Below are 20,972 nucleotides of genomic sequence, written 5' to 3' on the forward strand. Positions count from 1 at the left end.
ATATGCCGCCAGCGCTTATCTGGTAAGCGCTGACAGCTATCAATTCAGGAGTCTTTGGTGTCGGCTGCCGCCTTGGGCTGGCTCAGGCTGGGCGGCACGTCCTGCCCCATCAGCCGCGCGCGGAACAGTGCTGCACGCATGAGGAAGATCGACATGATGGGCACGGTGATGGCCACGAACACGGCGATCAGCAGGGCGTGCAGCGCAATGCTGCGGTCGGCCACGGTGAAGTAAAGCACCGTGCCGTGCACGATGAGCCAGCAGCCCAGGGTGGCGATGATGGCCGGGGCATGCACCCGTTCGAAAAAGGTGGGCAGGCGCAGCAGGCCGCTGGCGCCCAGCAGCGCCAGGGCGGCACCGGCGACCACCAGCACCGCCACGATGATCTCCAGCCACAGCGGCAGCACCGTGGCGCTTTCTGCCGCGGTCATTCGATCACCTCGCCGCGCAGCAGGAACTTGGCCATGGCCATGGCGCCCACAAAGCTGAACAGGGCCAGCAGCAAGGCCGCCTCGAAGTAGTTCTTGCTGCCGTACAGCAGGCCCAGCACCAGCATCATCAGCATGCCGCTCAGGTACATGCAGTCCAGCGCCAGCACGCGGTCTTGCGCGGTGGGCCCGCGCAGCAGCCGGATGAGCGCGCAGCCCATGGCCAGCGCGAGCAGGAAGATGGCAATCGGCAGGGCCCAGTCGAGCACGGGGGTGGGGGTCATTGTTCGAAGATCTCCATGAGCGGGCGCTCGTAGCGCTCTTTCACGTGCGCGGCAATGGCCGCCGGGTCGTCCACCTCCAGCACGTGCAGCAGCAGCATGCTGCGGTCCTGCGCCAGTTCGGCCCAGGCGGTGCCGGGGGTGATGCACACCACCATGGCTAGCACGGCCAGGCCATTGGTGTCGCGCAGGTCCAGCGGAATATGCACAAAGCCCGGCGGATGCCGGCGGCGGCCCGGGGCCAGCAGCAGCCGCGCCACGGCAAGGTTGGACAGCACCGTGTCCCGCGCCACCGTGAAGCCCAGGCGCCACACGGCACGGGGGCTGCGGATGCGCACGGGCAGCGGCCGCAGCCCGGCCGTGAGCAGCGGGATTGCCAGCCCCAGCAGGGTGCCCAGCGCGACATGCCCGGGGCTCAGCGTGCGGTTCAGCACCAGCCACAGCAGCAGCAGGGCCAGGCTGAGCAGCGGCGCGGGCACCAGGCGCTGCGGCCATGGCGTGGTGCGGCCGCGGGCAGCGCCGGGGTCTGAGGTCTGGGCGGCGGTGGTGGCGGCGCTTTCGCCGTCCGCGGCGGGGCGGGCTGTGGGCCGGGTCACTGGGCAGGCTCCTGGGGAGACGCGGGGGCGAGGTCGCGCGGCGGTGTGGGCACGGGGGCGGCGGTCATGATGGCGCGCACATAGGTGGCGGGCGCATGCAGCGCATCGGCCGTGGCCTGGGTGTAGCGCATCACCGCGCCGGCCTGCCACACCAGGGCGGCGCAAGCCAGCAGCAGCAGCGCCACCGGGGCGCCTTCCAGCACCAGCAGCTGGGGCGATGCCCGCCCCGACGATGTCCAGAAGTGGCGAATGCCCGACCGCGTGAGCGCTATCAGCGCCAGCAGGCCCGACCCCACCAGCAGCGCCACCAGCGCCCAGCCTGCGGCCCCGGGCTGCAGCCCGTGCGAGGCGCCCAGGCCCAGCGGGTTGAGCAGCGCATGCACCATCGCGAACTTGCCCACAAAGCCCGGCAGCGGCGGCAGGCCCGCGATGACCAGCGTGCACGCCACAAAGGCCAGCCCCAGAAACGCCGAGGCCGCAGGGATCACCTGGCCGATCAGGGCCTGCTCGCGGTCGTCCAGGTTGATGCCCTCGGCGGGCACCAGGTCGGGAGACAGGAAAGGCGCGTCATCGGTCTGCTCGTGCGGCGCGCGGTGGGCGCCGTCGTTGCGCCAGCGGTCGATCAGGTCCGACAGCAGAAACAGCGTGCTCACGGCCAGCGTGGAGCTGAGCAGGTAGTACAGCAGGCCCGCGGTGAGCAGGCTGTGGCCAAAGCCCACGGCCGCCACCAGCGTGCCGGACGACAGCACGGCACTGAACCCGGCCAGATGCCCGAGCCGCTGCGAGCCCAGCATGCCCACGGCGCCGAACACCATGGTCAGCAGCCCGCCGCCGATGAGCCATTGGCTGCCGAACAGCGCGGATTCTCCCGATTCGGCGCCGAAGAGCAGCGTCCACAGCCGCAGCACGCTGTACACGCCCACTTTGGTCATCAGCGCAAACAGGGCCCCCACCGGTGCGGTGGCCGCGCTGTAGGCCGGCACCAGCCAGAAGTTGAGCGGCCACACGGCGGCCTTGATGAGAAAGGCCACGGCCAGGACGGCAGCCGCTGCGTGCAGCAACCCCCGGTCGGCGGGCGCGATCCGGGTCATGCTTTGCGCCAGGTCGGCCATGTTCAGCGTGCCCGTGATGCCGTAGAGCATGGACACACCGATCAGGAACAGCGACGACGCGGCGAGGTTGATGGCGATGTAGTGCAGCCCCGCCGACACGCGCTGCCGCCCCGAGCCGTGCAGCAGCAGCCCGTAGGAGGCGGCGAGCATGATCTCGAAGAAGACGAACAGGTTGAACAGGTCGGCCGTGAGGAAGGCCCCCGCCAGCCCCATCAGCTGGAACTGGAACAGCGGATGAAAATGCACCCCCGCCCGGTGCCAGCGCGCCGCCGAGAACAGCACCGTCGCCAGCGCAACGGTGCTGCTGAGCACCAGCATCATGGCCGAGAGCCGGTCGATGGCCAGCACGATGCCGTAGGGCGCAGGCCAGTTGCCGGGCAGGTACACGCCCAGGCTGGTCTGCACGCCCGGGCTCATCGCCTGCACCAGCAGCAGCACCGCCACCACCAGGCCGATCAGCGTGGCGGCAATGTTGAGCGCGGCCTTGGTGCGCTGGCGCTCCTCGCGCAGCAGCAGCATCAGCCCGGCCGCCACCATCGGCACCGCGATCGGAGCCAGTATCAGGTGCGGCATCAGCCGGTCAAGTAAAAATCCTGTGAATGTCATGTCATCGGTCCAAGGCGCTGCGCACGAAACTTCAGGGGGTGTTCTCTATCACGGCATCTCCTGCGCGTCCTTGGCGCGGACGCCGTCGACGTGGTCGGTGCCTGACATGCCGCGCGACGCGAGCAGCACCACGAGGAAGAGGGCGGTCATGGCAAAGCCGATCACGATGGCCGTGAGCGTGAGCGCCTGGGGCATGGGGTCGGCGTAGTGCATCAGGTCCTGCGGCACGCCCTCGCGCAGCACGGGTTCCTTGTCGATGGCCAGGCCCAGGCGGCCCATGCTGAAGATGAACAGGTTGACCGCATACGACAGCAGCGACAGCCCCATGATGATTTGAAAGGTGCGGGGGCGCAGCAGCAGCCACACGCCCGAGCCGGTGAGCACGCCGATGGCGAGTGCGAGTATCAGTTCCATGCGCCTTCTCCGTTGGTGTTGGCTGCTGCGGCGGCTGCTTTGGCGGCCTCTGCCGCCTCTTCAGCCTCTTCCGCCGCACGTGCGTTGCTGTACCGGTGGCTGCGCACCGACTGGTGCGCGATGCCGGTGAGGATGAGCAGGGTCGAGCCCACGACGAGCGTGAACACCCCGATGTCGAAGAACAGGGCGCTGGCGATGTGGATGTCGCCCAGCACCGGCACCGTGAAGTGCACGGTGTGGCTGGTGAGGAACGGGAACCCCCAGGTCAGCGAGCCCAGCCCTGTGGCCAGTGCGGTGAGCAGGCCCACGCCGATCCAGCGGCGCGGATACAGCGGCAGGTGGGCTTCCACCCACGACGTGCCCGAGACGATGTACTGCAGCAGCAGCGCCACCGAAAACACCAGCCCCGCCACAAAGCCGCCCCCGGGTTCGTTGTGCCCGCGCATGAAGATGTACAGCGCCACCAGCGTGGCAAACGGCAGCAGCAGGCGCACCAGCACGGCGGGCACCATGAGGTAGCCGATGGCGGTGTCGGCGGTCTGGCGCGGGTTGGCGAGGTCGGTGTCCACGTCGGCGGGCAGGGCGCGCTGCTGCGGCGGCAGGTCCATCACCTCGCGCGCGGGCCGAAAGCGCCGCAGCAGCGCATACACCGTGAGCGCCACGATGCCCAGCACCACGATCTCGCCAAAGGTGTCAAAGCCGCGAAAGTCGACCAGCATCACATTGACCACGTTGGTCCCGCCGCCGCCGGTGAGCGCGTTTTCGAGGAAGAACGTGGAGGTGCTGTCGGGAAACGGGCGGCTCATCATGGCGAACGACAGCATGGCCATGCCGGCGCCGGCGCCCACGGCCAGCGCCATGTCGCGCAAGCGGCGCAGCCGGGTGCGGTGGGGGGCAACGGCCTGGGCGGCCGGGCGCAGGCTCTCGTCCCGGCGCGGCAGCCAGCGCAGGCCCAGCAGGATCAGGATGGTGGTGACGATCTCCACCACGATCTGCGTGAGCGCAAGGTCCGGCGCGGAAAACCACAGGAAGGTGAGGCACACGCACAGGCCCGAGCCACCCAGCAGCGTGAGGGCGGCCAGCCGGTGGTACTTGGCCTGCCAGGCGGCCGCCAGGGCGCACAGGGCCCCCAGCAGCCACAGCAGCGCAAAGGTGGGCGACAGCGGCAGCTGCACCCGGTCGCCAATCGGCAGGCCGCGCGACCACAGCGGCAGCACCCCGGCCACCAGCGCGGCCGCTACGAGCCACAGCATCTGCCACTGAAGGCGCCCGGTGCCCAGCAGACGCCGCCCTCTGCGCCCCGCCTGCGAGACCCAGGCCAGCAGGCTCTCGAACAGCCTCTGCCCCTGCACGCGCTGCATCAGGGGGGCTTCGGACAACGCGCCGCGCGCGCGCTGCCAGCGCAGCAGCGCATACAGCGCGATGCCGCCGCCCAGCGCCACCAGGCTCATCAGGAACGGCGTGTTGACGCCATGCCAGACCGCCAGGCTGTAGGTGGGCAGCTCGCCGCCCACCACGGGCCGCGCTGCGGTGGCCAGATACGCCCCCACGGACCAGGCCGGCAGCGTGCCCACCACCAGGCAGGCCAGCACCAGCAGTTCCACCGGCACGCGCATCCAGTGCGGCGGCTCGTGCGGGGTGCGGGGCAGGTCGGTGGCGGGCGCGCCAAAGAACACGTCCACCGTGAAGCGCAGCGAATACGCCACGCTGAACATGCCGGCCACGGTGGCCGACACGGGCAACAGCCATTCGAGCAGCGGCGTGGTGTTCACGTACACCGTTTCTGCAAAGAACATTTCCTTGGACAGGAACCCGTTGAGCAGCGGCACCCCCGCCATGGCGGCACTGGCCACCATGGCCAGCGTGGCGGTGACGGGCATCATGGTGCGCAGGCCCGACAGGCGCCGGATGTCGCGCGTACCGCTTTCATGGTCCACGATGCCCACGGCCATGAAGAGCGAGGCCTTGAAGGTGGCGTGGTTCATGATGTGGAAGACCGCCGCCACGGCCGCGAGCGGGCTGTTCAGCCCGAGCAGCAGGGTGATGAGGCCCAGGTGCGAGATGGTCGAATACGCCAGCAGCCCCTTGAGATCGTTCTGGAACATGGCCGCATAGCCGCCCACCAGCAGCGTGGCCAGGCCCGCACCCCCCACCAGCCAGAACCATTCTTCGGTGCCCGACAGTGCAGGCCACAGCCGCGCGATCAGGAACACGCCGGCCTTCACCATGGTGGCCGAGTGCAGGTAGGCCGACACGGGCGTGGGTGCGGCCATGGCATGGGGCAGCCAGAAATGGAACGGGAATTGCGCGCTCTTGGTCAGCGCGCCCAGCAGAATCAGCGCCAGGGCCGGGAGGTACAGCGCGTGGTTCTGAATCAGCTGCCCGGCCGCGAGCACGTTGTCCAGCTCATAGCTGCCCACGATGTGGCCCAGCACGAGCATGCCCGCCAGCATGGCCAGGCCGCCCGTGCCCGTCACGGTGAGCGCCAGGCGCGCGCCGCGGCGCGCATCCTTGCGGTGGTGCCAGTAGCCGATGAGCAGGAAGGAGAAAAGGCTGGTCAGCTCCCAGAAGAATGCGATCTGGATGATGTTGCCCGACAGCACCACGCCGGCCATGGCGCCCATGAATGCGAGGAAGAACGAAAAGAAGCGCGGCACGGGGTCGGCCGGCGACATGTAGTAGCGCGCATACAGCACCACCAGGCTGCCCACGCCCAGCACCAGCATGCAGAACATCCAGGCAAACCCGTCCATGCGGATGACGAGATTCAGCCCCAGCGCTGGCAGCCATTCGATCTCCTGGCGCAACACGCCGCCGTCGGCGATCTGGGGAAAGTAGAGCGCGGCCTGCACGGTGCAGAAGACGGCCACCAAGCCGGCCAGCGTGGACTCGGTGTTGCGGGCGTTGGAGGGCAGGACCGCTGCCAGCAGGCTGCCGATGAAGGGCAAAAGGATGAGGGTGATCAGGGGCATGCGCGGACGATTTTAGGCGCTGGCCCCCATGGCCTTGCGGGCTTGCGGTCCATGTGCGCTGCGGCCGGCGCACGCGCCGCGCAAAAAAAAGCCCGCCAGAGCGGGCTTGTGGACTGCGTGGCGTGCTTATTTTTTTGTAGCGGCGTCTGCGGCGGCGGGTGCAACCGGTGCTGCAGGCGCGGCAGGCGCCTGAGCAACGGGGGTGGCTGCAGCGGCGGGCTTTTCGGCCTTCGCTTTTTTCTCGGCCTTGTCGCTGGTCTTCTTGTCGGCCTTGGCGGCCGCGGCCGCACTGAACTTCTTGCCGTTCACCGTCAGACCCTCGCCGGAGAACTTGGCGGCGGTCTTTTCGCCCACACCGCTCACGCGTGCGATGAAATCATTCCAGTCCTTGAAATTGCCGTTCTTGCGTTCATCGAGAATCCTCGTGGACAGGCCGGGACCGATGCCCTTGATGCCGTCCAGCTCGGCGGCTGTGGCCTTGTTCACGTCCACCGCCGCAAAGGCTGCGGCGGCATACAGCATGGTGATGATCAGCAGGATTTTCTTGAACACGGTGGATTTCCCTCAATGTGTGGATGAATGGTTGTGTGTGCGCGGGGCGCAAGCCGCCGCGCGGGCCATCTTATCCATCGCTGCCAACGCGCTGTAGCCAGTTGTTTCAGGGCACTTTCAAAGCTCTTCCACACGCCGGGCCGGGTAGCTGTCCCAGGTCTGGCAGCCGGGACATTGCCAGAAATGCTGGCGTGCTTCAAACCCGCAGGCGGCGCAGCGGTAGCGCGTGAGCGGCTTGACGGCGTGCTCCAGCGCGCGCTGGATCTGGGGGTGGAATTCCTCGTGTTCTAGCCGCTCGGTGGCCAGCCATTTGGCGGCGGCCACCAGCGAGCGCTCCTTGTCCAGGTGCTGCACATAGCGCTGGCGGGCGGTGGACGCCGTGGCCTCGGCAGCCAGCTCCATGGTCACCAGGCTTTCGAGCACGTCGAGCGACGGGGCCTGCTCGTAGTGCGCCTGCAGCAGCGCCTGCACCTGCGGCACCTGGCCGGCGGCGGTGGCGGCTTCCACCATCAGCGCGGCAGCCAGCGGCACGGCCGCCGGGTTACGCTCGCCCAGCGTCTGCAGGGTGGACAGCACATCCGCCGGGCGCCCCATCAGCCGCTGCAGCCGGGCCATCTCCACGCGGGGGCGGGCCGCATCCGGTGCCGCTGCCACGGCCTGCTCCAGCAGGGCCTGCGCACCGGGCAGATCGCCCTGGCCGATGAGCGCCAGCGCCTGCTCGCACAGGTAGTGTGCCTGGCGGGTGCTGAAGTCGCCCTGGTCGGCAGCGTGCATCTTTTGCGCGATGGCAGCGGCATGGGGCCAGTCGCGCGAGCGCTCGTAAATGGCCAGCAACGCCAGGCGGGCCTGGGCTTCGAACGGTGTGCCCTCCAGGCGCTGCAGCGCGTCTTCCGCACGGTCCAGCAGGCCGGCCTTGAGAAAATCGAGCGCCAGTGCATGCTGGGCGCGCTCGCGGTCGGTGCGGGAGAGGTCGCCGCGCGAGAGCAGGTGTTCGTGCACGCGCACGGCGCGGTCGTATTCACCGCGGCGGCGAAACAGGTTGCCCAGGGCGAAGTGCAGCTCGGAGGTGTCGGGGTCGTTCTGCACGGCCTCGATGAAAGCGTCGATGGCCTGGTCCTGCTGCTCGTTGAGCAGGAAGTTCAGTCCCTTGAAATACGCCTTGGGGGCGCGCCGGTTTTCGGCGCGCAGCTGGCGCAGGTCAAAGCGCGAGGCCAGCCAGCCCAGCACAAAGGCCACAGGCAGGCCCAGCAGAACCCAGCTGAGGTCAAATTCCATGGACGGAGGGCAGCTCGGACACGGGAGAGGCGGGCGCCGCGCTGCCGCTGGCGGATGGCGTTGCGGCGGGTGCCGTGCTCGCGGGCAGCGGCGATGTCTGTGCACGCCGTGCGGCATTGCGATGGCGCCACCAGCGCGGCACCATGCCCAACACGCCCACGGCCAGGCCAGCGGCAAAGGCGGTCAGCACCACCAGCACCAAGGGCGCGCGCCATTGCGTGCCAAAGAAGAAATGCACCGTGGCGTCTTGCTGGTTGTTCAGCGCAAAGGCGAACAGCGTAAAAAAAATGGCTGCCTTGAGCAGCCACAGGAGGTATTTCATCGGTCTCCCCAGTGGTAGGGCAATTCTAGGCGGTGCGGCCACCCCGGTTTGCCGCCGGGTAGATCCAAAAAATTCAAGCCAAAACAGGCTTCAGCGCTGATCCATCAAGCGCTGGCAGCTATCATTTTTGAATCTTTACGCTGCTGCCGGGTGCGCCCGAGATTTCTTCCATCTCTGCCGTGCGCTTGTCCACGGCTTCGCGCAGGGCCTTGCCGGGTTTGAAGTGTGGCACGCGTTTTTCCGGAATGGCCACGGCCTCGCCGCTGCGCGGGTTGCGGCCCATGCGTGGCGGCCGGTGGTTCACCGAAAAGCTGCCGAACCCCCGGATTTCGATGCGGTGTCCGCGCACCAGCGCATCGCCCACGGCGTCCAGAATGGTCTTGACGGCATATTCGGCATCGCGGTGCGTGAGTTGGCCGAAGCGTGCGGCCAGTTCCTCGACGAGGTCGGAGCGGGTCATGGAGTCTTGGGACATAGGCGGGTGGCCCTTGGGCACGGGGTTGTCTCTCTTCTTCTAGAAAAAAGAGCGGGCGCACAAGGCGCCCGCTCCTTGGCCGGTTCCGAAATCGCTTCCGGGCCGGCCAGCGCTTTTCGCGGCTTACTTTTCCGAGTTGTCCAGCTTGGCGCGCAGCAGGGCGCCCAGGCTGGTCGTGCCGGCGCTTTCGCGGGCAGATTGCTGCGACAGCGACGACATGGCTTCTTGCTGGTCGGCCATGTCCTTGGCCTTGATCGACAGCTGGATGTTGCGGGTCTTGCGATCCACGTTGATCACCACGGCCGTGACTTCGTCGCCTTCCTTCAGCACGTTGCGGGCATCTTCCACGCGGTCGCGGGAGATTTCCGAAGCGCGCAGGTAGCCCACGATGTCTTCGCCGAGGTCGATTTCAGCGCCACGGGCGTCCACGGTCTTGACCTTGCCGGTCACCGTCTGGCCCTTGTCGTTCACGGTCACGAAGGTCGTGAATGGGTCGCCGTCGAGCTGCTTGATGCCCAGCGAGATGCGTTCGCGGTCCACGTCCACGGCCAGCACGATCGCTTCGACTTCCTGGCCCTTCTTGTAGTTGCGCACGGCAGATTCGCCGGGCTCGTTCCACGAGAGGTCGGACAGGTGCACCAGGCCGTCGATGCCGGCAGCCAGGCCCACGAACACGCCGAAGTCGGTGATGGACTTGATGGGGCCCTTCACGCGGTCGCCGCGCTTGGTTTCCTGGGCGAATTCCTGCCAGGGGTTGGCCTTGCACTGCTTCATGCCCAGGCTGATGCGGCGCTTGTCTTCGTCGATTTCCAGGACCATGACTTCGACTTCGTCGCCCAGCGAAACCAGCTTGGCGGGAGCGATGTTCTTGTTGGTCCAGTCCATTTCAGACACGTGCACCAGGCCTTCGATGCCGGGTTCGAGTTCGACGAACGCGCCGTAGTCGGCAATGTTCGTGATCTTGCCGAACAGGCGCGTACCTTGGGGGTAGCGGCGGTTCACGCCCATCCAGGGATCGTCGCCCATTTGCTTCAGACCCAGCGAGACACGGTTCTTCTCGGTGTCGAACTTCAGGATCTTGGCGGTGATTTCCTGACCAGCCGTCACCACTTCGGAAGGGTGACGCACGCGGCGCCATGCCATGTCGGTGATGTGCAGCAGGCCGTCGATGCCGCCCAGGTCCACGAACGCACCGTATTCGGTGATGTTCTTGACCACGCCCTGCACGATGGAGCCTTCCTTCAGGGTTTCCATCAGCTTGGCGCGCTCTTCGCCCATGGAGGCTTCCACCACGGCGCGGCGGCTCAGCACCACGTTGTTGCGCTTGCGGTCGAGCTTGATGACCTTGAATTCCAGGGTCTTGTTTTCGTAAGGCGTCAGGTCCTTGATCGGACGCGTGTCGATCAGCGAACCGGGCAGGAAGGCGCGGATGCCGTTGACCAGCACCGTGAGGCCGCCCTTGACCTTGCCGCTGGTGGTGCCGGTGACGAATTCGCCGGATTCCAGGGCCTTTTCCAGGCTCATCCACGAAGCCAGGCGCTTGGCGGTGTCGCGCGACAGGATGGTGTCGCCGTAGCCGTTTTCGATGGAGCCAATGGCCACCGACACGAAGTCACCCACTTGGACTTCGACTTCGCCCTTGTCGTTCTTGAACTCTTCCAGCGGCACGTACGCTTCGGACTTGAGGCCGGCGTTCACGACCACGAAGTTGTGCTCGACGCGCACGACTTCAGCGGTGATGACTTCGCCAGGGCGCATTTCCGTGCGCTGCAGGGATTCTTCAAAAAGGGCGGCAAAAGATTCGGACATGTGTTTCCTTGCCACAAACAGGATTCCGGCAGCACCATTGCTGTCGTTTTTATAGCTGCTTGCGGTGGTTTTTTGCGGTGAAACCGCGGGTTAGGTTAATGATCCACACCACCTGTGCGCTGGCGCGCGAGAGGGGCGGCGTGGGCCTGTGGCAGGGCCTTGAAGCCTTGCCTGGAGCCCGAAGGCTCCACGTTGTCAGCCCTTTGCAGCAGCTGCGAAGGGCTGGCGCTCCTGCCACCAGGCCAGCACCTTTTCGACGGCTTCATCAATCGTCAAATCGGAGTTGTCCAGGACCAGGGCGTCCTGCGCGGGCTTGAGGGGTGCCACCGGGCGAGAGCTGTCTCGCAGGTCGCGTGCCTCCAGGTCCGCACGAAGGTCGTCGATATTAGCCGAAAAACCCTTTGAAATCAACTGTTTATAACGGCGCTCGGCCCGGCAGGCGGCGCTGGCCGTGAGGTAGACCTTCAGCGGGGCCGACGGAAAGATCACGGTGCCCATGTCGCGCCCGTCCGCCACCAGCCCCGGCAGGCGCCGGAAGCTGTGCTGCAGCGCCACCAAAGCGAGCCGCACGGCGGGCAGGGCGGACACGCGCGAGGCGTTCATGCCGGCCTCTTCGGTGCGGATGGCCTCGGTCACGTCGTCGCTGGCCAGCCACACCCGGCCGCCCTCGAAGCGCACGGGCAGGGTTTCGGCCATGTGCGCGATGCGGGCCTCGTGCGCCGCATCGATCTGCAGGCCCGCGCGAAGGGCCGCCAGCGCGGTGATGCGGTACATGGCGCCCGAATCGAGAAAGCGGTAGCCCAGCCGTTGCGCCACGGCGGCGGCCACCGTGCCCTTGCCCGAGGCCGTGGGGCCGTCGATGCAGATCACGGGCACCTGCTGGGTGGCGGTGTGGGCGACCGAGAACAGCGTCTCGAAATAGTCCGGAAAGGTCTTGGCCACGCACTTGGGGTCTTCGATGCGCACGGGCACGCCGGCCGGGTTGAAGGCCGCGAGCGAGAAGCACATGGCCACCCGGTGGTCGTCATAGGTGTGAATGCTGGCGGCGCGCCAGTCCTGCACGCGGGCCTGGGGCGTCACGCGGATGAAGTCGTCGCCTTCTTGCACCGTGGCGCCCAGCTTGCGCAGTTCCGTCGCCATGGCGACGATGCGGTCGGTTTCCTTCACGCGCCAGCTCGCGATGTTGCGCAGGGTGGTCGTGCCCTCGGCGTACAGCGCCATCACCGCCAGCGTCATGGCAGCGTCAGGGATGTGGTTGCAGTCCAGCTCGATGGACTTCAGCGGCCAGGCACCGCGCTCGACCTGCAGCCAGTTGGGGCCGCCCGTGACCTGCGCGCCCATGGCGCGGGCCGCCTCCACAAAGCGGATGTCACCCTGGATCGAATCCAGCCCCACGCCCTGAATTTTGATGCCTTTTTGGCCTTCAGCGCTTGCTGCTATTGCGCCAAGTGCTATGAAATAGCTAGCGGATGAAGCGTCAGCCTCCACATGGATGGTGCCGGGCGACTGGTAGCGGCAGCCCGCAGGAATGGTGAAGCGTTGCCAGTTGTCGTGCTGCACGCGGATGCCGAAGCGGCCCAGCAGCTCCAGCGTGATGGCGATATAGGGCTTGGAGATCAGCTCGCCCACCACGTCGATCACGACATCCTGCGCGCCCGCCGCCAGCGGCAGCGCCATGAGCAGCGCGGTGAGGAACTGGCTGGACACATCGCCGCGCACGCGGATGGGTGCGGCCAGCGCCAGGGCCGGGACGCCCTGGCCCTGCGCGATGCGCAGGGGCGGGTAGCCCTCGTTGCCCAGGTAGTCGATGTGGCACCCCAGCTGGCGCAGCGCATCGACCAGGTCGCCGATCGGCCGCTCGTGCATGCGCGGCACGCCGGACAGCTCGAACTCGCCGCCCAGCAAGGCCAGCGCTGCAGTCAGCGGCCGCATGGCCGTGCCGGCGTTGCCCATGAAGAGCTTGGCGGGCGACAGGGGGGTGCGCCCCCCCAGCCCCGTGATGTGCACCGTGCTGCCGCCCACCTCGTCCACCGTGCAGCCGATCTGGCGCAGGGCATCCAGCATCACGCGCGTGTCGTCCGAGGCCAGCAGGTCGTGCACCGTGGTCGTGCCGTTGCTCAACGCCGCCAGCAGCAGCACGCGATTGGAAATGCTCTTGGAGCCCGGCAGGTGCACTTCGCCCGCGGCGGCTTGCAGGGGAGGCAGATCAAGAAATGCGGTGCTGTACATCGGTGTGATTCGTCCATTGAACTCAAAGAGAGCATCCGGAGGCCGGTTGCCAGCAGCCTGTTGCCAAGGCCAGAGCGTCGCGCGACCGGCGCGTCCCCTGCCCGTGCACCCGTGCACCCGGGGAGCTGGCCTTGCCGGGCCGCCGGGTGCGTCCCCCTTGTGGGAAGGCGCCGCAGTCGACTCAAAAGGGTTATCGGCGCTTTGCGCCCATGCGCCAGTGCGCGCGCGTTTCGCTGGCCAGCGTCACCATGTCTTCCAGGGCCTGGGCGTCGCCGTCCTGCATCGCCTTTTCGAGGTTGCGCAAGGCCTGCTGGAACAGTTTGGACTGGGCAATCAGCTCTTCACGGTTGGACAGCAGGATGTCGCGCCAGACCTTCGGATCGCTGGCGGCGATGCGCGTGAAATCGCGGAACCCCGGGCCCGCCAGCGACAGAAAATCGTCCCCCGTGGACTGGCCCGTGATGCTGTTCATCATCGCGAAAGCGAGCAGGTGCGGCAGGTGGCTGACGGCCGCGAAAGCGGCGTCGTGCGACTCGGGCGACATGCTGGAGACGCGGCTGCCCAGGGCTGCCCAGATCTCCTCGGCCTTTTGCAACTGCGCCGTATAGGTACGCTCGGTGGGGGTCAGGATGACTTGGCGGCCGCTGTAGAGCTCGGCCTCGGCATGCTCCACGCCCGACACTTCGCGCCCCGTGATGGGGTGGGCGGGCACGAACGAGCCTACCTGGTCGCGCAGCGCGCGCTGGGCGGCCTGCACCACGTCGGCCTTGGTCGAGCCCACGTCCATGATCAGCATCTGGGGCGTGACCAGGTGCTTGATGGCCTTGAGCGTGGCCTCGGTGGCCGCCACCGGAACGGCCACCAGCACGACGTCGGCGCCGGCCACCGCGAGCAGGGCGGAGGGGGCCTCCACATCGATCACGCCCAGCTGGCGCGCACGGTCGGTGGTGGACGGCGACTTGCTGTAGCCCACCACGCGCTTGACGAGCCCGGCCTTCTTCATGGCCAGGGCGAACGAGCCGCCCATGAGCCCGCAGCCAATCAGTCCCAATTGTTCAAACATGCTGGCGGCTCCTTACGAGGACACGGGATACGTCCCCAGGACCTTGTAGAACGCGCACAGGCTGCGCAGCTCTTCCAGGGCCCGCGCGACATGGGGCTGGGCGGGATGGCCGTCGAGGTCGATGTAGAAGTAGTACTCCCACTGGCCCGTGCGGGCGGGGCGCGATTCGAAACGGGTCATGGACACGCCGTGGGACTTGAGCGGCACGAGCAGGTCATGCACGGCGCCGGGCCGGTTGGGCACGGACACCACGAGGCTGGTGCAGTCCTTGCCCGAGGGCGGCGGCGTCTGCAGCGTGTGCGGCAGGCAGATGATGGCAAAGCGCGTGCGGTTGTAGGCGTCGTCCTGGATGGCGTGGGCCACGATGTGCAGGCCGAACTGCGTGGCCGCACGTTCGCTGGACAGCGCCGCCCAGGACGGGTTGGTGGTGGCCAGGCGCGCGCCTTCGGCATTGCTGGACACGGGGCGCCGCTCGGCATGCGGCAGGTGCTTGGACAGCCAGGCCTGGCACTGGGCCAGGGCCTGCGGGTGGGCCAGCACCACGTCAATGCCGTCGAGCGAATTGCTGGTGCGCAGCAGGTTGTGCCGTACCAGCAGGCTCACCTCGCCCACCACGTGGGTGGGGGTGTGCAAAAAGAGGTCGAGCGAGCGCGTGACCACGCCTTCGGTGGAGTTTTCCACCCCCACCACGCCGTACTGGGCGCTGCCTGCCGCCGTGGCGTGGAACACCTCGTCGAAGTTGGCGCAGTACATCAGGTCGGCGGCGCCACCGAAGAATTCGATGGCGGCCTGCTCGCAGAAGGTGCCCTCGGGGCCGAGCACGGCCACGCGCTGGGGCGATTCGAGCGCCAGGCAGGCCGACATGATCTCGCGCCAGATGGCCGCCACGTGGGGGCCTTTGAGCGGGCCGGGGTTGGCGTGGGTGATCTTGTCGATGACCTGGGCCACGCGGTCGGGGCGGAAGAATGGGGTGCCCTCGCGCTTCTTGACTTCGCCCACCTGTTCGGCCACCAGCGCCCGCTGGTTCAGCAGGGTCAGGAGTTGCTGGTCAATGCTGTCGATCTGCACGCGCAGGCTGGCGAGGTCGGGGGAGGCTTGCGGGTTGTTCATGGGCAATGGGGTGCGGGCAGGCGGTGGAACCAACGTGGGGGCGGAGGCGCACGCAGGCTGTGCGGCGGCGCCACGGCGCGTCAGGCCTGCTTTTGTTCAAATTCTCGCATGTAGTCCACCAGGGCCTGCACGCCTTCGATCGGCATGGCGTTGTAGATGCTGGCGCGCATGCCCCCCACGGACTTGTGGCCCTTGAGTTGCAGCAGGCCGCGTTCCCTCGCGCCGGCCAGGAAGGCATCGTTGCGGCTTTCGTCGCGCAGGAAGAAGGGAATGTTCATGCGCGAGCGGCAGGTCACGGCCACCTTGTTCACATACAGCTGCGACTGGTCGATGGCGTTGTAGAGCAGGCGGGCCTTGGCGATGTTGCGCTGCTCCATGGCGGCCACGCCGGTGAAGGCGCCTTCCTGCTGGCGCTTGAGCCACTGGAAGGTGAGCCCCGCCATGTAGATGCCCCAGGTCGGCGGGGTGTTGTACATCGACTGGTTGTCGGCCACGACACGATAGTCAAAAGCGGTGGGGCAGGCGGGCAGGGCGTGGCCCAGCAGGTCGTCACGCACCACCACCAGCGTGAGCCCGGCCGGGCCCAGGTTCTTCTGTGCGCCGCCAAATGCCAGCCCGACACGCGACCAGTCCACGGGCCGCGACGCGACATGTGACGAGAAATCAACCACCAGTGGCGCGTCACTGCCCAGCGATTTCAGGTCGGGAAGTTCGTGGAACTCGATGCCGTTGATGGTCTCGTTGCTGCACAGGTGCAGGTAGCTCGCGCCGCGGCTCACCGTCCACGAGGCAGGGTCGGGCAGCGTGGTGAAGCCGGATTCTTCGCCCGTGGCCACCACATTCACTTCGGAGGCGTACTTGCGTGCTTCCTTCTGCGACTTGTGGCTCCAGCTGCCGGTCACCACAAAGTCCACCACGCCTGCCCGCGACAGGTTCAGCGGCACGATGGCGTTCTCTGCCAAGCCGCCGCCCTGCATGAAAAGAATCCTGAAGTGGGCCGGCACGGCCAGCAGTTCGCGCAAGTCGGCTTCGGCCTGTTCGTAGATGGACAAGAACTCCTTGCCCCGGTGGCTCATCTCCATCACGCCCATGCCGCTGCCATGCCAGTCCAGCATCTCGGCCGCAGCCTGCTGCAGCACTTCGGTGGGAATGGCGGCCGGCCCGGCCGAGAAGTTGTAGGGGCGTGTCATGAAAAACTCAAACAAAATAGCCTTTGGCGCTTATCCAGTAAGCGCTGAAAGCTCTGATTTTGATAGCATCGGCGACGGTGCTTGCATGCAGGGTCGCCGGGTGGGCTTGGGGGCGTCTCAGGCGTCCGGAGCTGCGGGTGCATCGCCGGGGGGCAGAGAGCCGCCGCCGGCGGGGTCGTCCGCTTCCGCATCGGCGTCCGCCATGTTGGCGTCGTTCTCCACGATGCGCTGCAGCCCGCTGAGTTGGGAGCCTTCATCCAGCGCAATCAGGGTCACGCCCTGCGTGGCGCGGCCCAGCTCGCGGATCTCGCTCACGCGGGTGCGCACCAGCACGCCCTTGTCGGTGATCAGCATGATCTCGTCGTCGGCATGCACCAGCGTGGCGGCCACCACCTTGCCGTTGCGCTCGCTCTGCTGGATCGCAATCATGCCCTTGGTGCCCCGGCCGTGGCGGGTGTATTCGGTGATGGGGGTGCGCTTGCCGTAGCCGTTTTCGGTGGCCGTGAGCACGCTCTGCTGCTCGTCCTCGGCCACCAGCATGGCGATGACGGACTGGCCTTCCGGCAGGTCCATGCCCCGCACGCCACGGGTGTTGCGGCCCAGAGCGCGCACATCGTTCTCGTCAAAGCGCACGGCCTTGCCGCCGTCACTGAACAGCATCACGTCGTGCTTGCCATCAGTCAGTGCGGCGCCGATCAGGTAGTCGCCCTCGTCCAGGTTGGCCGCGATGATGCCGCCCTTGCGCGGGTTGCTGAACTCGTCCAGCGCCGTCTTTTTCACGGTGCCCATGCTGGTCGCCATGAACACGTAGCGGTCGGCCGGGAAGGTGCGCATGTCGCCCGTGAGCGGCAGCACCACGTTGATCTTCTCGCCGTCCTGCAGCGGGAACATGTTGACGATGGGCCGCCCGCGCGAGCCGCGCGAACCGGCAGGCACTTCCCACACCTTGAGCCAGTACAGGCGGCCCCGGTTGGAGAAGCACAGGATGTAGTCGTGCGTGTTGGCAATGAAGAGCTGGTCGATCCAGTCGTCTTCCTTGGTGGCCGTGGCCTGCTTGCCGCGCCCGCCGCGCTTCTGTGCCCGGTATTCAGACAGCGGCTGGCTCTTGATGTAGCCCGTGTGGCTGAGCGTGACCACCATGTCGGTGGGCGTGATCAGGTCTTCGGTGGAAAGATCCTGCGCGCTGTATTCAACGATGGAGCGGCGCGTGCCCAGCTTGTGCTGGCCGAACTCCTGCTTGATGGAGGTGAGTTCCTCGCCAATGATGGTGGAGACGCGCTCGGGCTTGGCCAGGATGTCCAGCAGGTCTTCGATGACCGCCATGACTTCCTTGTATTCGGCCACGATCTTGTCCTGCTCCAGGCCGGTGAGGCGCTGCAGGCGCATCTGCAGAATCTCTTGCGCCTGGGTGTCCGACAGGCGGTACAGGCCGTCCTGGCCCATGCCGAACTCGCGCTCCAGCCCTTCGGGACGGTAGTCGTCGGCACTGACCACGCCGCCGTCCTCCCGCGTGCGGGTCAGCATATCGCGCACCAGCTTGCTGTCCCACGAGCGAGCCATCAGCTCGGCCTTCGCCACCGGCGGTGTGGGCGCATTGCGGATGATGGCAATGAAATCGTCGATGTTGGCCAGCGCCACGGCCAGGCCTTCCAGCACATGGCCCCGGTCGCGCGCCTTGCGCAGTTCGAACACCGTGCGGCGGGTCACCACCTCGCGGCGGTGCTGCAGGAAGACGCTGATCAGATCCTTCAGGTTGCACAGGCGGGGCTGGCCGTCGATCAGCGCCACCATGTTCATGCCGAAGGTGTCCTGCAGCTGCGTCTGCTTGTACAGGTTGTTGAGCACCACTTCGGGCACCTCGCCCCGCTTAAGCTCGATCACCAGGCGCATGCCGGATTTGTCGGATTCGTCCTGGATGTGGCTGATGCCCTCGATCTTCTTCTCGTGCACCAGCTCGGCCATGCGCTCCTGCAGCGTCTTCTTGTTGACCTGGTAGGGCAGCTCATCGACGATGATCGCCTGGCGCTGGCCGCGGTCGATGTCCTCGAAGTGGCACTTGGCCCGCATCACCACCTTGCCGCGGCCGGTGCGGTAGCCGTCCTTCACGCCATTGATGCCGTAGATGATGCCGGCGGTGGGGAAGTCGGGCGCAGGGATGATCTCCATCAGCTCGTCGATGGACGTTTCCGGGTGGCGCAGCATGTGCAGACACGCATCCACCACCTCGTTGAGGTTGTGCGGGGGAATATTGGTGGCCATGCCCACCGCAATCCCGGACGAGCCATTGACCAAAAGATTGGGCAGCTTGCTGGGTAATACCAGCGGTTCTTTTTCGCTGCCGTCGTAATTGGGCCCGAAATCGACCGTTTCCTTGTCAATATCGCCCAGCATTTCATGGGCGATTTTGGCCAGGCGAATTTCGGTATAACGCATTGCCGCCGCGTTGTCTCCATCCACCGACCCAAAATTGCCCTGACCATCAACCAGCATGTGGCGCAGAGAGAAATCCTGCGCCATGCGAACGATGGTGTCATACACCGCAGAATCGCCGTGGGGGTGGTATTTACCGATCACGTCGCCCACGATACGGGCCGATTTCTTGTACGGGCGGTTCCAGTCGTTGTTGAGCTCATGCATGGCATAGAGCACACGCCGATGCACAGGCTTCAAGCCATCACGCGCGTCAGGCAGAGCCCGCCCCACAATCACGCTCATCGCGTAGTCGAGGTAACTGCGCCGCATCTCCTCTTCAAGGCTGATGGGCAGGGTTTCTTTGGCAAACTGGGTCATTGGGACGGCGTTGGGCGGCAGGAGGCAGCCATTTTAGGGCTAAGACCGTGTAGCGACAGCGCAACATATCAACCCAATTCCGGTTTTGTCCTACGGGCCCCACACCGGCGCCCCCGCTTTTGCGCTGTTACGTATGGCACAATCGTTTGAACGTTTTGGGTGGTGGTCACCCCAGGCGTCCTGATTCGCAGCGCGGCTGCGGCTTTTTCCCCAAGAGGAGAACCATGAAGAAACTGAACAAAGTGGCGATGTTGTTTGCCTCTGCAGCGCTCGCAACCGCCGCTGGCGCACAAACCATTGACAACTGGAGAAACGCTTCGGGCGTGGTCTGGAAGAACGGTACCAACGAATACTGCTGGCGCAATGCCAACTGGACGCCCGCAACGGCTGCTCCAGGTTGCGACGGTGCCATCGTTGCTGCCGCTCCTGCTCCTGCTGCCGCACCTGCGCCTGCTGCTGCTCCGGCTCCTGCCGCTGCTCCGGCTCCCGCTCCAGCACCAGCACCTGCAGTGGCCACCAAGGTGACTTACGCTGCCGACGCTTTCTTCGATTTCGACAAGTCCGTGCTCAAGCCCGAAGGCAAGGCCAAGCTGGACGATCTGGTCTCCAAGGTCAAGGGCATCAACCTGGAAGTCATCATCGCCGTGGGTCACACCGACTCCATCGGTACCGATGCTTACAACCAGAAGCTGTCGGTGCGCCGTTCTGAAGCCGTGAAGGCTTACCTGGTGTCCAAGGGCATCGAAAAGAACCGCGTCTACACCGAAGGCAAGGGCGAAAAGCAACCAGTGGCCGACAACAAGACCGCTGAAGGCCGTGCCAAGAACCGCCGCGTGGAAATCGAAGTGGTGGGCACCCGCGCTTCGCGCTAATCCACTCTGCGATTGGTATCAAAAAGCCCCGGAAACGGGGCTTTTTTACTTCCCGGTTGGCGTTCTTGATAGCGGTGGTGCTGACATGTACGCCTTCATGGGCTTGAGGGTCAAAGCATTGCGAATTCATTGGGTTCAAAGTTCACGCACAATCGCCGCATGACCGACGCCACAATTAATGCTGATCCCGCCGAGCTGGCGAAGTTTTCGGAACTGGCCCATCGGTGGTGGGACCCTGACAGCGAGTTTCGCCCCCTGCATCAAATCAATCCGCTGCGCCTGGATTGGATCCAAGGCTTGGCGGGACTTGCCGGCAGCAAGGTGCTGGATGTGGGCTGTGGCGGCGGCATATTGGCTGATTCGATGGCCCGAAAGGGTGCGCAGGTTCTCGGCATTGACCTGGCTCAAAAGGCGCTGCGCGTGGCGCAGCTTCACGCGCTCGAAGCGCAGACCCCTAATGTGCAGTACCGCGAGATCAGTGTGGAAGCGCTAGCCGTGGAGCAGCCGGCATCGTTCGATGTCGTGACTTGCATGGAAATGCTGGAACATGTGCCTGATCCCGCCTCGGTGGTAAGGGCCTGCGCGCAGCTGGTCAAACCTGGCGGGTGGGTGTTCTTTTCCACCATCAATCGCAACGCCAAAGCATTCATGCTGGCGATCGTCGGGGCCGAGTACGTCCTCAACATGCTCCCCAGGGGCACGCACGAATACGCAAAGATGATCCGCCCCAGCGAGCTGGCATCCAGTTGCCGTGCCGCCGGGCTGCAAGTGCTCCATACGCGAGGTTTGGAATACAACCCGTTATCCCGGCGCTACTGGCTGAGCGCGGACACCAGCGTGAACTACCTGTTTGCCACCCGACGCGCGGTCGAGTGA

Annotated in this window: 18 protein-coding genes; 2 read left to right on the plus strand and 16 right to left on the minus strand. The window is 66.1% G+C overall.

Features of this window, described 5'->3' with window-relative positions:
• Positions 1 to 44: 44 nt before the first annotated feature.
• From mnhG to gyrA, 16 genes are all read right to left on the minus strand, one after another.
• Positions 45 to 431: a monovalent cation/H(+) antiporter subunit G gene (mnhG, locus tag ACOQFS_RS13755; protein WP_421563387.1), complete on the minus strand. Its 387-nt coding sequence runs from the start codon at positions 429 to 431 to the stop codon at positions 45 to 47.
• The gene (locus ACOQFS_RS13760; protein ID WP_421563388.1) at positions 428 to 712 is read right to left on the minus strand and encodes a K+/H+ antiporter subunit F; all 285 of its coding nucleotides are present in this window, start codon (positions 710 to 712) and stop codon (positions 428 to 430) included. Before ACOQFS_RS13760 ends, mnhG begins: the two co-directional genes overlap by 4 nt.
• Positions 709 to 1,191 (minus strand): Na+/H+ antiporter subunit E, encoded by a 483-nt coding sequence (locus tag ACOQFS_RS13765; RefSeq protein ID WP_421563422.1) that lies wholly within the window; start codon positions 1,189 to 1,191, stop codon positions 709 to 711. The genes ACOQFS_RS13760 and ACOQFS_RS13765 overlap by 4 nt, the downstream gene beginning before the upstream one ends.
• A 110-nt stretch (positions 1,192 to 1,301) precedes the next feature.
• Positions 1,302 to 3,023 carry a monovalent cation/H+ antiporter subunit D gene (locus ACOQFS_RS13770; RefSeq protein ID WP_421563389.1) on the minus strand — a complete coding sequence of 574 codons (1,722 nt, stop codon included), beginning with the start codon at positions 3,021 to 3,023 and terminating at the stop codon, positions 1,302 to 1,304.
• A 48-nt stretch (positions 3,024 to 3,071) separates the two neighbouring features.
• Positions 3,072 to 3,437: a Na+/H+ antiporter subunit C gene (locus ACOQFS_RS13775; protein WP_421563390.1), complete on the minus strand. Its 366-nt coding sequence runs from the start codon at positions 3,435 to 3,437 to the stop codon at positions 3,072 to 3,074.
• Positions 3,428 to 6,409, minus strand: coding sequence for a monovalent cation/H+ antiporter subunit A (locus tag ACOQFS_RS13780; RefSeq protein ID WP_421563391.1), 2,982 nt, complete (start codon positions 6,407 to 6,409; stop codon positions 3,428 to 3,430). The genes ACOQFS_RS13775 and ACOQFS_RS13780 overlap by 10 nt, the downstream gene beginning before the upstream one ends.
• 126 nt (positions 6,410 to 6,535) lie before the next feature.
• On the minus strand, positions 6,536 to 6,961 hold the full coding sequence (locus ACOQFS_RS13785; RefSeq protein WP_421563392.1) for a ComEA family DNA-binding protein: 426 nt from the start codon (positions 6,959 to 6,961) through the stop codon (positions 6,536 to 6,538).
• Positions 6,962 to 7,078: 117 nt separating this feature from the next.
• Positions 7,079 to 8,236, minus strand: a complete 1,158-nt coding sequence (gene lapB / locus ACOQFS_RS13790) for a lipopolysaccharide assembly protein LapB (protein WP_421563393.1) — start codon at positions 8,234 to 8,236, stop codon at positions 7,079 to 7,081.
• Positions 8,226 to 8,558 carry a LapA family protein gene (locus ACOQFS_RS13795; protein WP_421563394.1) on the minus strand — a complete coding sequence of 111 codons (333 nt, stop codon included), beginning with the start codon at positions 8,556 to 8,558 and terminating at the stop codon, positions 8,226 to 8,228. Before ACOQFS_RS13795 ends, lapB begins: the two co-directional genes overlap by 11 nt.
• A 121-nt stretch (positions 8,559 to 8,679) precedes the next feature.
• The gene (locus tag ACOQFS_RS13800) at positions 8,680 to 9,018 is read right to left on the minus strand and encodes an integration host factor subunit beta (protein WP_421563395.1); all 339 of its coding nucleotides are present in this window, start codon (positions 9,016 to 9,018) and stop codon (positions 8,680 to 8,682) included.
• A 138-nt stretch (positions 9,019 to 9,156) separates the two neighbouring features.
• Positions 9,157 to 10,857: a 30S ribosomal protein S1 gene (rpsA, locus tag ACOQFS_RS13805; protein WP_421563396.1), complete on the minus strand. Its 1,701-nt coding sequence runs from the start codon at positions 10,855 to 10,857 to the stop codon at positions 9,157 to 9,159.
• 180 nt (positions 10,858 to 11,037) lie between these two features.
• Positions 11,038 to 13,071 (minus strand): bifunctional 3-phosphoshikimate 1-carboxyvinyltransferase/cytidylate kinase, encoded by a 2,034-nt coding sequence (locus ACOQFS_RS13810; RefSeq protein WP_421563397.1) that lies wholly within the window; start codon positions 13,069 to 13,071, stop codon positions 11,038 to 11,040.
• 190 nt (positions 13,072 to 13,261) lie between these two features.
• Positions 13,262 to 14,134 (minus strand): prephenate dehydrogenase, encoded by an 873-nt coding sequence (locus ACOQFS_RS13815; protein WP_421563398.1) that lies wholly within the window; start codon positions 14,132 to 14,134, stop codon positions 13,262 to 13,264.
• A gap of 12 nt (positions 14,135 to 14,146) precedes the next feature.
• Entirely contained in the window at positions 14,147 to 15,244 is a 1,098-nt protein-coding gene (gene pheA, locus ACOQFS_RS13820; RefSeq protein ID WP_421563399.1) for a prephenate dehydratase, read from the minus strand.
• Between the two features lie 80 nt (positions 15,245 to 15,324).
• Entirely contained in the window at positions 15,325 to 16,434 is a 1,110-nt protein-coding gene (gene serC, locus ACOQFS_RS13825) for a 3-phosphoserine/phosphohydroxythreonine transaminase (RefSeq protein ID WP_421563400.1), read from the minus strand.
• A 117-nt stretch (positions 16,435 to 16,551) separates the two neighbouring features.
• Positions 16,552 to 19,224, minus strand: a complete 2,673-nt coding sequence (gyrA, locus tag ACOQFS_RS13830) for a DNA gyrase subunit A (RefSeq protein ID WP_421563401.1) — start codon at positions 19,222 to 19,224, stop codon at positions 16,552 to 16,554.
• Between the two features lie 224 nt (positions 19,225 to 19,448).
• Here gyrA and ompA point away from each other — a divergent pair, with 224 nt between their 5' ends.
• Both ompA and ubiG read left to right on the plus strand, forming a co-directional pair.
• Positions 19,449 to 20,096 carry an outer membrane protein OmpA gene (gene ompA / locus ACOQFS_RS13835; RefSeq protein ID WP_421563402.1) on the plus strand — a complete coding sequence of 216 codons (648 nt, stop codon included), beginning with the start codon at positions 19,449 to 19,451 and terminating at the stop codon, positions 20,094 to 20,096.
• Positions 20,097 to 20,255: 159 nt separating this feature from the next.
• On the plus strand, positions 20,256 to 20,972 hold the full coding sequence (gene ubiG / locus ACOQFS_RS13840; RefSeq protein ID WP_421563403.1) for a bifunctional 2-polyprenyl-6-hydroxyphenol methylase/3-demethylubiquinol 3-O-methyltransferase UbiG: 717 nt from the start codon (positions 20,256 to 20,258) through the stop codon (positions 20,970 to 20,972).

Source organism: Paracidovorax sp. MALMAid1276 (genome assembly GCF_049198005.1).
Lineage (GTDB): Bacteria > Pseudomonadota > Gammaproteobacteria > Burkholderiales > Burkholderiaceae_C > Acidovorax.

What these genes read in the sequence shown, in the direction of transcription:
- mnhG (WP_421563387.1), bottom strand. Translation starts at nt 431, where the DNA reads ATGACCGCGGCAGAAAGCGCCACGGTGCTGCCGCTGTGGCTGGAGATC.
- ACOQFS_RS13815 (WP_421563398.1), bottom strand. Translation starts at nt 14,134, where the DNA reads ATGTTTGAACAATTGGGACTGATTGGCTGCGGGCTCATGGGCGGCTCG.
- ACOQFS_RS13810 (WP_421563397.1), bottom strand. Translation starts at nt 13,071, where the DNA reads ATGTACAGCACCGCATTTCTTGATCTGCCTCCCCTGCAAGCCGCCGCG.
- lapB (WP_421563393.1), bottom strand. Translation starts at nt 8,236, where the DNA reads ATGGAATTTGACCTCAGCTGGGTTCTGCTGGGCCTGCCTGTGGCCTTT.
- pheA (WP_421563399.1), bottom strand. Translation starts at nt 15,244, where the DNA reads ATGAACAACCCGCAAGCCTCCCCCGACCTCGCCAGCCTGCGCGTGCAG.
- ACOQFS_RS13760 (WP_421563388.1), bottom strand. Translation starts at nt 712, where the DNA reads ATGACCCCCACCCCCGTGCTCGACTGGGCCCTGCCGATTGCCATCTTC.
- ompA (WP_421563402.1), top strand. Translation starts at nt 19,449, where the DNA reads ATGAAGAAACTGAACAAAGTGGCGATGTTGTTTGCCTCTGCAGCGCTC.
- ubiG (WP_421563403.1), top strand. Translation starts at nt 20,256, where the DNA reads ATGACCGACGCCACAATTAATGCTGATCCCGCCGAGCTGGCGAAGTTT.
- ACOQFS_RS13780 (WP_421563391.1), bottom strand. Translation starts at nt 6,409, where the DNA reads ATGCCCCTGATCACCCTCATCCTTTTGCCCTTCATCGGCAGCCTGCTG.
- ACOQFS_RS13800 (WP_421563395.1), bottom strand. Translation starts at nt 9,018, where the DNA reads ATGACCCGCTCCGACCTCGTCGAGGAACTGGCCGCACGCTTCGGCCAA.
- ACOQFS_RS13770 (WP_421563389.1), bottom strand. Translation starts at nt 3,023, where the DNA reads ATGACATTCACAGGATTTTTACTTGACCGGCTGATGCCGCACCTGATA.
- serC (WP_421563400.1), bottom strand. Translation starts at nt 16,434, where the DNA reads ATGACACGCCCCTACAACTTCTCGGCCGGGCCGGCCGCCATTCCCACC.
- ACOQFS_RS13795 (WP_421563394.1), bottom strand. Translation starts at nt 8,558, where the DNA reads ATGAAATACCTCCTGTGGCTGCTCAAGGCAGCCATTTTTTTTACGCTG.
- ACOQFS_RS13775 (WP_421563390.1), bottom strand. Translation starts at nt 3,437, where the DNA reads ATGGAACTGATACTCGCACTCGCCATCGGCGTGCTCACCGGCTCGGGC.
- gyrA (WP_421563401.1), bottom strand. Translation starts at nt 19,224, where the DNA reads ATGACCCAGTTTGCCAAAGAAACCCTGCCCATCAGCCTTGAAGAGGAG.